This window comes from Paenibacillus sp. FSL R5-0914, assembly GCF_038004525.1.
Classification (GTDB): domain Bacteria; phylum Bacillota; class Bacilli; order Paenibacillales; family Paenibacillaceae; genus Paenibacillus_AQ.
The window spans coordinates 3,564,185-3,577,924 of the sequence record NZ_JBBORH010000001.1 but is presented as its reverse complement, the minus strand read 5'-3'; the positions used below and the strand labels follow the sequence as shown (position 1 = coordinate 3,577,924).

Sequence of the window (13,740 nt, the reverse complement as noted above, 5' to 3'; positions counted from 1 at the left end):
ATGCGCAATGCGAAAGCTCCCGATTCCGGGCAGTAAAGTTCATATTGAAGCGGACAAATGCCGTCAAAATTCACCGTCGCGCCCCTCGCGCGAAGACATTTCAATCATTTACACAGACTCATCTTGGGACCTATCCTGTCTCACAATGTATACCATTGACGGAAGATTACCGCATATTTAATTTTAACCGCACCCAGTCACTTAAGATCATTATACATGATTTTTTTGGCAAAAGACAAGTCACCCTATCTCGTATCCAAATTCTTTCCTTAAATGTGACCCATTATTTTAGCAAAATATAATAAATATAAAAACCGGCTCTCCACAGGAGAAGCCGGTTTAAAGACTAGATTATCATTGTTCAGCACTTAGTGAAATAGTGCCTCGATAAAGGCCGCCTCAGCTTCAGTAGGTGAAATAAGCGGCAATCTGACGCCTCCAACAGGCAGACCTTTCAGACTTAAAGCATATTTGACCGCTGAAGGATTCGGTAAAGGTTGTGGACATTCGAACAACCCCTTGTAAATAGGGAACAATTGCCGATGGATCTCTCCCGCTCGCTGAACATTTCCTGAGGTGTATGCATAGATCATTTCTGACATCTGTGCACCAACCACATGACTAGCTACACTGATAATTCCGTATCCTCCTACGGCTAAACTAGCTAAGCCCGCAGAATCATCACCAGTATATACACGGAAGTCATCGGAACACGCAGAAGCGATAAGTGTTACTTGATCGACAGATGCACATTCTTTTGTCGCAATAATATTCGATATTTCAGCAAGTCGAAGGGTTGTGTCCACGCTCATAGTTACACCCGTGCGACCAGGAACATTATACAGCATGACTGGCAATGAAGTCTCCGTAGCAATCGCAGAAAAATGCTGATAGAGCCCTTCCTGATTAGGCTTATTGTAATAAGGAACGACCAAAAGTACGCCATCCACACCTATTTTCTCCGCTTCCTTCGTGAGGTGAATAGAGTGCTTCGTGTTATTACTGCCTGTTCCAGCAATAATTTTACAGCGACCATTCGCCTTCTCTAGTACAAAAGAAAACAGCTGCAGTTTCTCCTCATCACTTAACGTTGGGGATTCCCCAGTTGTACCACAGACAACCAATGCCTCTGATTTCTGTTCCTCAATTAAATAATCGACAAGCTGTGAAGTTACATCCCAGTTGATTTCTCCATCCCCGTCAAAGGGGGTTACCATGGCTGTTATTAATCTTCCGAAATCCACTTTGAATTCCTCCTTAGCGGTGCAATTCAAACATAGCGTGCAGCGAACGCAGGGACTGCACCATATCCTCTTTCTTCACCAGCACCCAAATCGTTGTATTCGAATCTGCGGATTGGAGAATCTGAATATTTTGTGAGCTAAGTGCCTCAACGATACGCGCCATAATACCAGGTACACCATTAATTCCGCCCCCGATAACGGAAACTTTTGCACAACCTGATAAACTCTTAGGACGCAAGCCCAATTGCTGAAGAACTGAGATGGCCTTTTCTGATTTGTCATCGAACACAGTATAAAGAGCTTCAGTAGGTGTTACATTAATAAAATCAACGCTTATTCCGTTGTCGGCCATACTTTTAAAAATTTGCAGTTGAACGCCCGTACCATTTCCATCTGGACACTCCACAGAAATCTGTGTGACGTTGCTGACATAAGCAATCCCTGTTACGAAGCGATCTACAATGCCGCCAGACTGAATGTCGTTGAATCCTTCAGGATTCGTAACCAGCGTACCTTCATTCTCAGAAAATGTTGAACGAACGCGTACTGGAATTTGTGCCTGCATAGCAATCTCAACCGCACGTGGATGGATCACTTTTGCTCCTTGATGAGCCATATTACAAATTTCTGTATAACTAACATACGTTAGCGGTTTTGCATCTTCAACGATCCGCGGATCTGCTGTAAGAATCCCGTTAACATCTGTATAGATATCAACCATATCTGCATGAAGGGCAGCACCCAGTGCAGTCGCAGAGGTGTCACTTCCTCCACGGCCCAAAGTCGTCAAATCACCAGCTTCAGTCTGTCCTTGGAACCCGGTCACTATAACTACTTTATCTTCACGCAGTTCGCGAAGAATACGTTCAGGACGTACATCTAGAATTCTTGCATTGCCATAGTTGCTATCTGTCATAAAACCAGCCTGAGCTCCCGTTAGTACCGTAGAAGCAATCCCTTCATTCTCCAGCAGGCCACAAAGTGTAGTAGCAGAGATAATCTCACCACAGCACATCAAGAGATCCTTCTCACGCTCTGGGAGTGAATCTCCATTCTGAACAGCCCAATCCAGCAGAGTATCTGTTGCATAAGGTTCTCCGCGTCTGCCCATTGCCGAAACGACAATGACCAAACTATAGCCACTAGCGAGCTCCCGTTTGACATTACGAATGACGTGCTCTCTAGCTTGTGGTGTTGAAAGTGATGTTCCTCCGAATTTTTGTACCAGAATACCCATGTATAATTCCTCCATTATTGTCAAAGCAAACACACTAATCGTTCGTAAATAGAACTCATTTCGTCTCTAATGAGAAATTCCTTTACAGTACGTAAGCTTATTTCTTAAGTAATTTTCTTTTATTTTGAAAAATGGTTGTACCGCCCTCGAAATGAGGACGGTAGCAGTAAAGCTTATATTTTTTGGCGGCAATGATCTCAGCAATGGGTTTAGCAGATCTTGGCTTTGAATGTTTACGACCGTATCTATTGATTAAGAAGTAACTCCGACCAAGGCGGCATTTAACTTCTCATTGCTCATTTAGTGCATCTCCCCTTTTTATGTCCGCAACTAGCTCCACCGATTCCGCCCTATTCTAGACGGAATGAAACTTTTCAATAATCATCGGCTGTAGTTGTTTACCTTGCAAAGCGGCATAGCAAGCTTCTGGGATAAGATCCATACGCGCTACTAACGAATTAGGTTTGCCCTCAGGGTTATCCTGTCCGAATGGCACAAAATAAATATGTTTAGCCACTAGAAGCTTTGCAATATTTGCGGCATTAAGACCTAGGCCATCATTGGTAGATATCGCGAGAACAAGTGGACGTCCATTGCGCATCTGCGATTTTGCAGCCATGAGCACTGGACTATCGGTCATAGCATTTGCCAATTTACTCGTTGTATTTCCAGTGCAAGGTGCTATCGTCAGCACATCCAGCAGCTTGGAAGGACCCAGCGGTTCCGCTTCAACAATTGTAGAAATGATATCATTACCTGTTATATCTTTCAACTGTTTTAGCCAATTTTGCGATGTTCCAAAGCGGGTGTCGGTGCCTAGTACGGATGCTGAAACTATGGGCACTACGTTTGCTCCTCCATCTACGAAGCGTTGAATTTGCGGCATTACCTCCGCAAATGTGCAGTGAGATCCGGTAATCGCATACCCTACTGTTTTTCCGTGCCAATCCATTTTATTCGTCCCCCTTGATTAAAGCCTCGTCCGATATCGACTGAACCAGCGCATTTGCCATAATAATCCCAGCGCTTTTAGGAGCTACAATGCCAGGGAGTCCAGGTGCCAGCATCGCTTTAATTCCTCTTTTCTCAGCATAACGAAAGTCACATCCACCTGGAGCGGAAGCCAGGTCGACAATTAAGCAATGCGGTGAGATACGTGAGAGTACTTGTGCGGTGATGATCATACTTGGAATCGTATTAAATATCAGATCAACATCCGACACATGAAGCAAAAGTTCACTGGTCATAAACGGCTTCCAGCCCATTTCTTCAGCACGTGCATAATGTTCCTGTTTTCTAACACCGGCTTTAACACTAGCACCCAGTCCTTGTAGACTTCTTGCCATTGTAAAACCCGTTCTGCCCAAACCCAGTACCATCGATTTGGAACTGTGAATGGTAAAATCCGTGTTCTGTATGGCCATAACCAGTGCCCCTTCCGCTGTTGGGATGGAGTTGTAGATGGCTACATCGTCACGATTAAGCAATTCAATTAACTTTAACGAATGCTTGGCGCACATGCCGCGTAAGTAGCTTTTAGCCATACCGCTATACACCAAACAATGGGGTGGCAGAGCAGCAAAATGTTCCTCCAAGAGCATTAAGCGTTCAGAAGAAAATAGAGCACTGATATTCCCTTCATCATCACAACCAACCGTAGGCAACACTAATACATCTGCATTACTAAGCAGCTCTACCGTCATCTGTTCCAGGCTCACCCCTGGGCAAGGGGCATCCCACTTATCGAACCCGGCAGCGCTTACCGTCGCATCCAATTCCACACATTTCCGAATCACTTCAAGCTGTCTCGCGTCCCCGCCCAGGAACACGATCCTGACGCCAGTAAGCATAGGGATGACGCTCCTTTCAACATACACTATCGACTATAGAGCATCTTATGCTGGGCATTCTTAATGGGTGAAAAGCGGAGAAGAATTACCATGCAGCTTAAATGTGAAACTTATAAATCGTCATATTTAAACGAAAAAAAAGCTCGCGAATCACGCCGACTAGGCATAAATTCGCAAGCTTTTTAATAAGTCATATTATTTGCCAGTGTGACCGAAGCCTCCGGCTCCACGTTCTGTTTCGGATAAAACATCTACTTCAACCAAAGTGACCACTGGAACCGCTTGAAATACCATTTGGGCAATGCGCTCATTACGAGCGATAGCAAACGGCTCTTGCCCTAGATTGATCAACAACACTTTGATCTCTCCACGATAATCAGCATCAATCGTTCCAGGTGTGTTCAAACACGTAATCCCATGCTTCAAGGCTAGTCCACTTCGTGGACGAATCTGAGCTTCTAATCCGTCTGGCATAGCTAATGATATGCCTGTTGGAATTAATGCACGTTCTCCAGGTGCAAGCACGACTTCGCTATCAACTGCGGCATATAGATCATACCCGGAAGCCTGTTCTGACATTTTACAAGGAAGATTAACATCCTCGTTTCCAGCTAGTTTATTGATTTGTACGTAATAAGACAAGATCATCTCTCCTAACATTTGCAATAGCTTTATCTGTTGAACCTACCATCGCTAAAGAAAGCGGCTCAGCAAACATATTATCAAGCACACTGTTGATATTGTCCATCGTTACTAACTGAATCTTGGCGATCATATCGTCTAACGTGTTATGTTTTCCGAGCATAAGTTCATTTTTTCCGATTCGATTCATCCTGCTACTAGTACTCTCCAGGCTAAGAATAAGGCTACCTTTAAGCTGCTCCTTGCCTTTTCTCAGTTCATCTTCACTAAGACCCTCAGTAGCAAGTTCGTACATCATTTCCTTAATTAGCTCCGTTACATCCTTAGTTTGCTTCGGTGCTGTTCCAGCATAGACCGTGAACAAACCAGAATCCGCTTGAGAACTGTGGTATGAATATACAGAATAGGCTAGGCCACGTTTTTCGCGAATCTCTTGGAACATCCGTGAGCTCATACCGCCGCCAATGGCATTATTAATAAGCACCATAGCATATTGCAATGGGTCGCCAGAGCGGACCCCTGGTAGGGAAAGACAGATATGATTCTGTTCTGTTTTTTTGCGGTGAAACAACAAGTCCCCATAATAATCCGGTGGAGTCAACGGCGCAGATGTGCCATGATTAGCAAAAGAACCAAAATGCTGCTCCAGCAGCTCAATCAATCCATCGCTGATGTTCCCAGCTACACTAATTACCGTATTCTCAATCGTATACTGCTCCTTCATGTAGGCACGAAGATCATCCGGCTTCATCTCCATCAGCCGTTCCTTTAAGCCAAGGATAGAATACGCAAGCGGATGATCCTTGTAAGCAGCAGCACACATCAAATCATGCACAAGATCGTCTGGTGTATCTTCGCACATAGAAATTTCCTCAAGGATGACGTTCTTTTCTTTCTCCAGCTCTTCAGCATCCATACGTGAACGGAAGAACATATCTGCTAACACATCTACTGCGATAGGCAGATGCTCATCCAGTACTTTTGCATAATAGCAAGTATATTCCTTAGAGGTAAACGCATTTACATTGCCGCCAATAGCATCGAACTGCTCGGCAATATCCTTAGCACTATATCGGTCCGTACCTTTAAAAAGCATATGCTCTACAAAATGGGATATCCCGTTGTTTCCAGGGTGTTCATTCCGCGAACCTGTCTTCACCCATATTCCAAATGAAACGGACCGGCCGGTCGAAATTTTTTCCATCACTACTCGTAATCCATTGGATAATACTATTTTTTCCACTTCATGTCCTCCTGGCAATAGCCATGTTCTATCTAAATTAATACACGTGCCTATAATCCTACCAGAAATAGATCACTCACTCAACATCAGAGGGGATTAGACGCTCCGCTGACAGCGTTTGGCTAACTGTTCCTAGCTGTAACCCTTTTGCCTTTATCCCGTGTATCATGGCCTTCAGCGCCTTGGAGGATGAGGCAGTAGGATGCATTAGAACAAGTGTGCCGGGTTCAGCTTTGCTTGTGATTTTAGCAACTATAGATTCAGGAGAAGGATTGCGCCAATCCACCGTATCTACAGTCCAGAGTACAGTCTTTAAGCCCAAGCTGCTAGCGATTTCTACTGTCTCTTGATCGAAATCACCAGATGGAGGCGCGAACCATTTATTAGTGACTCCAAGCGATTCCTTTAGCAGCTTTTGCGTCTTCTCAATCTCAACGGTAGCCCGCGCTCGACTTAAAGTACTCATATTGGGGTGGGTATAGGCGTGATTCTCCATCTCATGACCACGCTTTAACATTTCTGTAGCAAGCTCTGGATTCTTACTCAGCCAGCTTCCATCCAGAAAAAACGTAACTTTCACGTTCTCTTCATCCAAAATATCCAGCATTGGCACGATATACTGATTCCCCCAAGCCACATTAATCATCAGTGATACCATCGGTTTCACCGGATTTCCTCGATATATAGGTTCTGCTCCCAGTTCATTTAACGATACTTTTGGTTCGATCTGCCGATACACTAACTTTATGGGTTCTTTTGGTGCCAAAAGAGCATTCCGATAGGTACTCTCTACATCAATCTCAAGTCCGTTATAACCAGGAATGGCTTTCCACACCCGGTCAACCACTGCATCCACTGGAGGTGCATTTAGCTTGGCCGCGGCGGTCTCAATCCTCAGACGAAGATCGTTGTTCGCCGCCTTAGGGATATCCATCCACACCGCAAGATCATCCTGCGGCTTCAATTGCGCAAGCATGTCCTTGACTGGTCCCTGTGTGCTACCAATTCCTATCACGATTGCTACACAAGCAACCACTAATGCCACTTTTTCCGTCTTCATGACGACTTCCTCCCCGGTAGAAACGAATTTCAGGTTCGTTCCACACGATTACAAAGACACTTTGTCCCAATCTATGAGACAAGGGAGGAATTTATGTCATGAACAGATACAAGACTAATAGATAGGAATGTTTGCTACAGTTTTCCAGCTTCGTTCATATAAAAAAAGAGCCAGAACGCAAATCGCTTCTGTCTCTTTTAATAATGAAATTAGATCCCTTTAGTAAAGGTTATTACTAAGATCAATCTTACGCTTTAGCTCCAGTTTCCGAAGTCAACACTGCTTTACGAGACAGGTTAACCCGGCCTTGTAGATCGATCTCGGTAACTTTTACGGTAATGGTGTCACCAATAGCAACAACATCTTCTACCTTAGCTACACGCTCAGTAGACAATTGGGAAATGTGTACCAATCCGTCTTTGCCCGGAATAAGTTCAACAAATGCACCAAATTTCTCAATACGTCTAACTGTACCCACATAGATTTCTCCGACTTGTACTTCACGCACAAGACCTTCGATAATCGAACGAGCCTTTTGGATCATTTCTTCATCTGAAGAACCGATAAAGACACGGCCATCTTGTTCGATGTCGATTTTCACGCCGGTTTCTTCAATAATTTTATTGATAATCTTACCACCAGCACCGATAACATCACGGATTTTGTCCGGATTGATGTTGATAATAATGATTTTTGGAGCATATTTGGACAGATTAGGTCTTGGCGCAGAGATCGCTTCATTCATTTTGTCCAAGATGAACAGACGGCCTTCTTTAGCCTGTTGAAGTGCATCTTGAAGAATGTTGCGGTCGATACCGGCAATCTTAATGTCCATTTGAATAGCTGTAACACCTTCTGCTGTACCAGCTACCTTGAAGTCCATATCCCCGAGATGATCTTCCATACCTTGAATATCCGTCAGGATGGAGACATGATCTCCGTCTTTGATCAGACCCATTGCTACTCCGGCTACTGGTGCTTTGATTGGCACACCAGCGTCCATCATAGCCAGAATGCTGGCACAGATACTTGCCTGTGAAGTAGAACCGTTAGATTCAATCGCTTCTGATACTAGACGAATCGTGTACGGGAATTCAGTTTCGCTAGGAATTACCTTGGATAATGCACGTTCTCCAAGTGCTCCGTGACCGATTTCACGTCGTCCTGGTGCTCTAAGCGGACGAGCTTCCCCTACGCTGAACGGAGGGAAGTTATAATGGTGCATGAAACGTTTCGTTTCAGTAGGATCGATTCCGTCGAGGATTTGTACATCACCTAGAGCTCCAAGGGTACAAACGCTAAGGATTTGTGTTTGTCCACGTGTGAACAGACCGGAACCGTGTGTACGCGGCAACAGGCTTGTATCACATTCAATCGGACGGATTTCATCAAGTTTACGTCCATCTGGACGAACCTTATCATGCGTGATTAGACGTCTTACTTCATCCTTCACGATATCATGTAGGACTTCTTTAACATCTTTCAGAAGCTCCGGTGCTTCTATGTACTTCTCTACGAAATACGCAACCGCTTCATCATTAACGACATCAATCGCTTCCTGACGAGCATGTTTTTCAGCAATTTTAACGGCTTCCACCAGACGAGCCTCAGCAAATGCACGGACCTCAGTATTCACGTCAGCATTCACTGCATGCAGCTTCACAGCCATTTTTTCTTTACCAGCCACTTTGACCAGGTCTTCAATGGTTGCAACGATCTTACGGATTTCATCATGACCGAACATAATCGCTTCGAGCATCACATCTTCCGTCACTTCGTTCGCTTCTGCTTCAACCATCATGATTGCTTCCTTCGTTCCAGCAACCACTACATAAATATCACTGATTGCTTGCTGAGCCATATCCGGATTGATCACAAATTCTCCATTAATCCGACCTACAGCAACGCCGCCGATGGGTCCATCAAAAGGCACATCGGAAATACTAAGTGCAGCTGAAGTACCGATCATAGCAGCAATATCTGGTGCGCAGTCCTGATCCACACTCATTACCATGTTCAATACCTGAACATCGTTACGGAAACCTTCAGGGAACAGTGGTCTGATTGGACGGTCAGTCAAACGGCTGGACAGAATCGCTTTCTCACTCGGTCTGCCTTCCCGTTTAATAAATCCGCCCGGAATTTTACCTACCGCATATAATCTTTCCTCATAGTTAACTGTAAGCGGGAAAAAATCCAGGTCCTTCGGCTCTTTCGAAGCCGTAACGGTACATAATACCGAAGTATCCCCATAACGCACCATAACGGCTGCGTTTGCTTGTTTAGCTAGTCGGCCCGTTTCCAGCACAAGGCGTCTTCCGCCTAGCTGCATTTCTACACGTTTTTCCATAAATACCTCCTTGAATAGTAGTAGACCCGCAGTCAAATATTGCAGGTTCACATATCGATCTAATGAATCGGAAAGGCTTGTCCCTAAGGTAAAAACGCCTTCGGCGTCCTTATAAGGACGGTAGCGTTTATGCGAGAATTATAAGGATAAAGTATAGCATGAAACTTATACTTTCTTATAATTTAAGGTATGTAGCCTGTTCTGTATGCATATAAGAAGAAACGGCTAAGTCTTACAGATGATGTAAAGTGGCCGTTTTTACGAATAATCTCATCAGTCTTGCTATAAAGTTTTCCCTAAATTTTCAAAAAGCAACCCAGCTGTCCCGCTGTCGCTCCGAGAAGGACATACGGTATACAACCAGGCTGCTTTAAGGGTTATCTTATGGAAAATTAACGACGCAATCCCAGTCTTTCGATCAGGGCGCTGTAACGTCTGATGTCTTTGTTTTTCAAATACGCCAGAAGTTTACGACGTTGTCCAACCATTTTCAACAATCCGCGACGGGAGTGATGATCTTTCTTGTGCGTACGCAAGTGGTCAGTCAAATTAACGATGTTCTCCGTTAGGATAGCAACTTGCACCTCAGGGGATCCAGTATCGGATTCGTGAGTTTTGTGCTCGTCGATCAATTGATGTTTACGTTCTTGAGTTAATGCCATCCTGTTCACCTCCTTCAATATAATCGCCATTAGCCTCGTCACCGTCGGTGAGAACGTGCAACCAAGCTAAGGTTATGGTGCTGTAAGCCAGCAACGTTTATTAGTATAGCATCTCCATTAACAAAAGTAAACGGCTTGTCCGGGATGACTATAGATTATACCCCAAAATCTTCTTTGCGGTTTCTGCATCCTCACCGATTTGAGTAATCAATGCACCGATGGATTCGAATTTTCGTTCAGGACGAATGTAAGATACTAACTCTACCTTGAGCTCTTGATCATACAAATCACCTTCGAAGTCAAACAGATGGACCTCAAAGCTTGGCGTCAATACCCCCTCATGAAAGGTAGGTTTAACGCCCACATTCATGACCCCGTACAAAACTTTATCCTTATAAAAGACTCGGACCGCATATACACCTTTAGTCGGAATGACAAAATGAGCACTGAGCTTCAAGTTCGCCGTTGGAAAACCAATGGTGCGACCTCTCTTCTCACCATGACCCACTTCACCGCGCAGATAGTAGCTACGTCCGAACCAGGAGTTTGCCAGCTCTAAATCCCCGTTTTGGAGACTTTTACGAATGCCGGAGCTGCTGACCTTCTCACCATCTAACAGAAAAGGGGGAGCAACCTCTACATTCATAACACCTTCACCCAGCTTGCGAAGCATTTCAACATCGCCTTCACCTTGAGAACCAAAACGAAAGTCAAAGCCGACAACTGCAGTTACAATATGTAGCGGTAAAAGCATAACAGAGACAAAATTCTGTGGACTTACACGGGAAAGCTGCTCGTTAAATTCAATAACATATAAGATATCGACACCCAAACTAGCAAGAATCTCCTGCTTTTCTACGGGTGGCGTCAAATACCCTTCATAATCACCCTTACCCATAACATCTTTAGGATGGGGATGAAATGTAAGGACTGCGGCCGGCACACCTTGTTTACGGGCTAGGGCCACAGCGGATGTAATGACGCTAGCATGTCCACGATGCAATCCGTCAAACTGCCCTAGAGCAGCCACTTGAGGCTGAGCCCACTCTGCAGCAGTCTCCGGAGACATCGGATAGGTTAACGTTACGGTTCTCACGCTGTTTCTCACCTACAATTCACTTGGTAAAATTGATTTAAGCTTGTGCAAATACCTTCACTGGAGCAATTGCACCTGTATCTTCCAATTCATAAATGCCAAGAAATCCACCTTGAAGATCGTATAGCCGAAATTGACTGTTTGTCTTCACCTCTGGAGCGATAAATCGTGAGGACAAACGCTGCCCCTGCAAAGCTGCCTTCTTTTTCTCATCCATTACAGTGTGCTTTGGCATATGAGAAATGGCTTCGTCTGCAGCGATTAAATGATCTTCCAATGTTCCGGCTTCTTTGTGAATCGCAATATCCTCTAGCGTAAGACAATGACTGGCAGAAATCCCTGCCGACATTGTTCTCTCTAGTTTCACCATCACACCCGGCAGTCCAAGTGCTCGTCCGATATCGACACAGAGCGTACGAATGTACGTCCCCTTAGAGCAAAGCACCCGGAATGTGATATCGGGATGATTGCCTTCCCAAGTCATATCCGTCATTTCAATTTCATAAATCTCTACTTCACGGCTTTTACGTTCAACGGTTTTACCTTCTCTTGCTAACTCATAAAGACGTTTGCCGTCAACTTTAACCGCAGAATACATTGGTGGAACCTGAGAAATAACCCCTTTAAATGAAGCAAGCACTGATAGAATCTCTTCTTCAGTTACATGCACCTCATCTACAGTTTCTATAATAGTCCCAGTTAAGTCCTCAGTATCACTGGACATCCCTAGTCTCAGTGTTGCCACATATTCTTTGGGCAACTCCTGAATATACTCCACGACACGAGTAGCACGGCCCAGACAAAGTGGCAGCACACCTGTTACCTGTGGATCAAGCGTTCCCGTATGTCCGATCCGTTTCATGCCGAGAATACGACGTGCCTTGGCCACAACATCATGTGAAGTGAACCCGGCTGGCTTGTAAACCGCCAGTACACCTTCTAATTCACTCATAAATGACGTCTTACCTCCTCAAGCACCTGCGCTATTGCCGTTTCGAGTGTAGCTTCTATACGCGCACCTGCAGCACGGGTATGACCGCCACCTCCAAACGTTTGCGCTAGATCAGCCACGTCGACCTTACCCGCAGAACGCAAACTAACTTTAACCGCATGTTCATGAATGACTTTGAACAGAATCCCTACTTCCACACCTCTAATATTGCGAGGGTAGTTCACGAGACCTTCTAAATCTTCATTAGCAGCAGCACATTCAATCATATCCTCCGGTGTAACATAGAGCCAGGCAATATCCCCTTCGGGTGATAATTGAAGAGTATTTAACGCTTTATTTAAAATTTTAATCTGCGGCAATGTCATTTCTTCAAGTAATGTCTCAGCCAGTTCAGGACCGTTAACGCCATAAGAAAGCAGTTCAGATACGGCTGCCATTACTTTTGGTGATGTATTGGTATATCGAAATCCACCAGTATCTGTCAAAAGACCTGTGTATAAAGCTGTGGCGATATCAATGTCCCATTCAATATCGAACGTCTTCAGCAGATCGAACAAAATTTCCGCAGTCGCAGCAGCATCCGGTTTGATTAAATTCACAAGTCCATAACCGTTGTTAGTGGGATGATGGTCAATGTTCAGGATTAGAGCATCCTTCGCAAAATAGCGATGAGTCAATCCTACTCGCTGAAAATCAGCACAATCCACACAGATCACATTGCTGTATTGACGGGGCGGCTCACTAGAGGCCATATTGATGATTTCATCCGAATGCCATAAATATTCCATCCGCTTCGGTATCGGTCCTTCATTCAGCATAGTGTATTTTTTGCCCAGACATGAGAGAAGCCAGCCCACCGCTAGGGTGGAGCTGACTGCATCTCCGTCCGGCTGAACATGCGACACTACAAGGTAATCGTCGTGTTCCAGCAGAAACTCACGGGTCTGCTGGAGACTTTGTTCATAGCTCTGCATTCGCCGTCTCCTTTATAAAGGTTGTTCAAAATAGCCTTGAGCTATTTTGAACTCCTTTTAGTACCTATTTCTAATCGTTCTTATGAAGCTCTCCAAGAAGTTTCTCAATGTGACTGCCATAAGCGACAGATTCATCGATCTTGAAGATCAGTTCCGGTGTATGCCGAAGGCGAATCGCCTTGCCAAGCTCGGAGCGAAGAAAACCATTAGCTTTCTCAATCGCTTTAAGGGAGCCTGACTTCTGCTCTTCATCCCCGAACACGCTTAGGTATACTTTCGCTTGCGACAGATCGTTAGTCACGTCTACGCCAGTTACAGTTACAAAACCGATTCGAGGATCTTTCAGTCCGCTTTGGATAAGTTGACTAAGCTCTTTCTTGATCTGCTCGCCCACTCGTCCTGCTCTAATTTTAGACATCTATATTCACCT

At 44.7% G+C, this 13,740-nt stretch carries 13 protein-coding genes; all 13 read right to left on the bottom strand.

Annotated features, from left to right (window positions below; translation table 11 throughout):
• Nucleotides 1-368: 368 nt before the first annotated feature.
• Nucleotides 369-1,244: a 4-hydroxy-tetrahydrodipicolinate synthase gene (gene dapA / locus MKX60_RS15890; protein WP_341060252.1), complete on the bottom strand. Its 876-nt coding sequence runs from the start codon at nucleotides 1,242-1,244 to the stop codon at nucleotides 369-371.
• 13 nt (nucleotides 1,245-1,257) lie between these two features.
• Nucleotides 1,258-2,481, bottom strand: coding sequence for an aspartate kinase (gene dapG, locus MKX60_RS15885; RefSeq protein ID WP_042189405.1), 1,224 nt, complete (start codon nucleotides 2,479-2,481; stop codon nucleotides 1,258-1,260).
• Between the two features lie 355 nt (nucleotides 2,482-2,836).
• Entirely contained in the window at nucleotides 2,837-3,433 is a 597-nt protein-coding gene (locus MKX60_RS15880) for a dipicolinate synthase subunit B (RefSeq protein ID WP_042189406.1), read from the bottom strand.
• A gap of 1 nt (nucleotide 3,434) precedes the next feature.
• Complete coding sequence (gene dpsA, locus MKX60_RS15875; RefSeq protein ID WP_076285436.1) at nucleotides 3,435-4,331, bottom strand: dipicolinate synthase subunit DpsA; 897 nt, start codon at nucleotides 4,329-4,331, stop codon at nucleotides 3,435-3,437.
• A gap of 195 nt (nucleotides 4,332-4,526) precedes the next feature.
• A complete protein-coding gene (gene dut, locus MKX60_RS15870) occupies nucleotides 4,527-4,973 on the bottom strand; it encodes a dUTP diphosphatase (RefSeq protein WP_179085811.1) in 447 nt (148 codons plus the stop codon).
• Nucleotides 4,948-6,216, bottom strand: coding sequence for a M16 family metallopeptidase (locus MKX60_RS15865; RefSeq protein WP_341060251.1), 1,269 nt, complete (start codon nucleotides 6,214-6,216; stop codon nucleotides 4,948-4,950). Before MKX60_RS15865 ends, dut begins: the two co-directional genes overlap by 26 nt.
• A 76-nt stretch (nucleotides 6,217-6,292) precedes the next feature.
• The gene (locus tag MKX60_RS15860; protein WP_341060250.1) at nucleotides 6,293-7,276 is read right to left on the bottom strand and encodes a polysaccharide deacetylase family protein; all 984 of its coding nucleotides are present in this window, start codon (nucleotides 7,274-7,276) and stop codon (nucleotides 6,293-6,295) included.
• 247 nt (nucleotides 7,277-7,523) lie between these two features.
• Nucleotides 7,524-9,626, bottom strand: a complete 2,103-nt coding sequence (gene pnp, locus MKX60_RS15855) for a polyribonucleotide nucleotidyltransferase (RefSeq protein ID WP_341060249.1) — start codon at nucleotides 9,624-9,626, stop codon at nucleotides 7,524-7,526.
• Between the two features lie 392 nt (nucleotides 9,627-10,018).
• Nucleotides 10,019-10,288 carry a 30S ribosomal protein S15 gene (rpsO, locus tag MKX60_RS15850; RefSeq protein ID WP_036656390.1) on the bottom strand — a complete coding sequence of 90 codons (270 nt, stop codon included), beginning with the start codon at nucleotides 10,286-10,288 and terminating at the stop codon, nucleotides 10,019-10,021.
• A 148-nt stretch (nucleotides 10,289-10,436) separates the two neighbouring features.
• Nucleotides 10,437-11,384, bottom strand: coding sequence for a bifunctional riboflavin kinase/FAD synthetase (locus MKX60_RS15845; RefSeq protein ID WP_341060248.1), 948 nt, complete (start codon nucleotides 11,382-11,384; stop codon nucleotides 10,437-10,439).
• Between the two features lie 37 nt (nucleotides 11,385-11,421).
• Nucleotides 11,422-12,336 (bottom strand): tRNA pseudouridine(55) synthase TruB, encoded by a 915-nt coding sequence (gene truB / locus MKX60_RS15840; RefSeq protein ID WP_149646128.1) that lies wholly within the window; start codon nucleotides 12,334-12,336, stop codon nucleotides 11,422-11,424.
• A complete protein-coding gene (locus tag MKX60_RS15835; protein ID WP_341060247.1) occupies nucleotides 12,333-13,310 on the bottom strand; it encodes a DHH family phosphoesterase in 978 nt (325 codons plus the stop codon). The genes truB and MKX60_RS15835 overlap by 4 nt, the downstream gene beginning before the upstream one ends.
• A gap of 70 nt (nucleotides 13,311-13,380) precedes the next feature.
• Nucleotides 13,381-13,728 (bottom strand): 30S ribosome-binding factor RbfA, encoded by a 348-nt coding sequence (rbfA, locus tag MKX60_RS15830; RefSeq protein ID WP_042128856.1) that lies wholly within the window; start codon nucleotides 13,726-13,728, stop codon nucleotides 13,381-13,383.
• Nucleotides 13,729-13,740 lie beyond the last annotated feature (12 nt).

Coding starts and splice junctions, on each gene's coding strand:
- dapG (WP_042189405.1), bottom strand. CDS start 2,481: ATGGGTATTCTGGTACAAAAATTCGGAGGAACATCACTTTCAACACCA.
- MKX60_RS15860 (WP_341060250.1), bottom strand. CDS start 7,276: ATGAAGACGGAAAAAGTGGCATTAGTGGTTGCTTGTGTAGCAATCGTG.
- pnp (WP_341060249.1), bottom strand. CDS start 9,626: ATGGAAAAACGTGTAGAAATGCAGCTAGGCGGAAGACGCCTTGTGCTG.
- rbfA (WP_042128856.1), bottom strand. CDS start 13,728: ATGTCTAAAATTAGAGCAGGACGAGTGGGCGAGCAGATCAAGAAAGAG.
- MKX60_RS15835 (WP_341060247.1), bottom strand. CDS start 13,310: ATGCAGAGCTATGAACAAAGTCTCCAGCAGACCCGTGAGTTTCTGCTG.
- MKX60_RS15880 (WP_042189406.1), bottom strand. CDS start 3,433: ATGGATTGGCACGGAAAAACAGTAGGGTATGCGATTACCGGATCTCAC.
- dpsA (WP_076285436.1), bottom strand. CDS start 4,331: ATGCTTACTGGCGTCAGGATCGTGTTCCTGGGCGGGGACGCGAGACAG.
- truB (WP_149646128.1), bottom strand. CDS start 12,336: ATGAGTGAATTAGAAGGTGTACTGGCGGTTTACAAGCCAGCCGGGTTC.
- rpsO (WP_036656390.1), bottom strand. CDS start 10,288: ATGGCATTAACTCAAGAACGTAAACATCAATTGATCGACGAGCACAAA.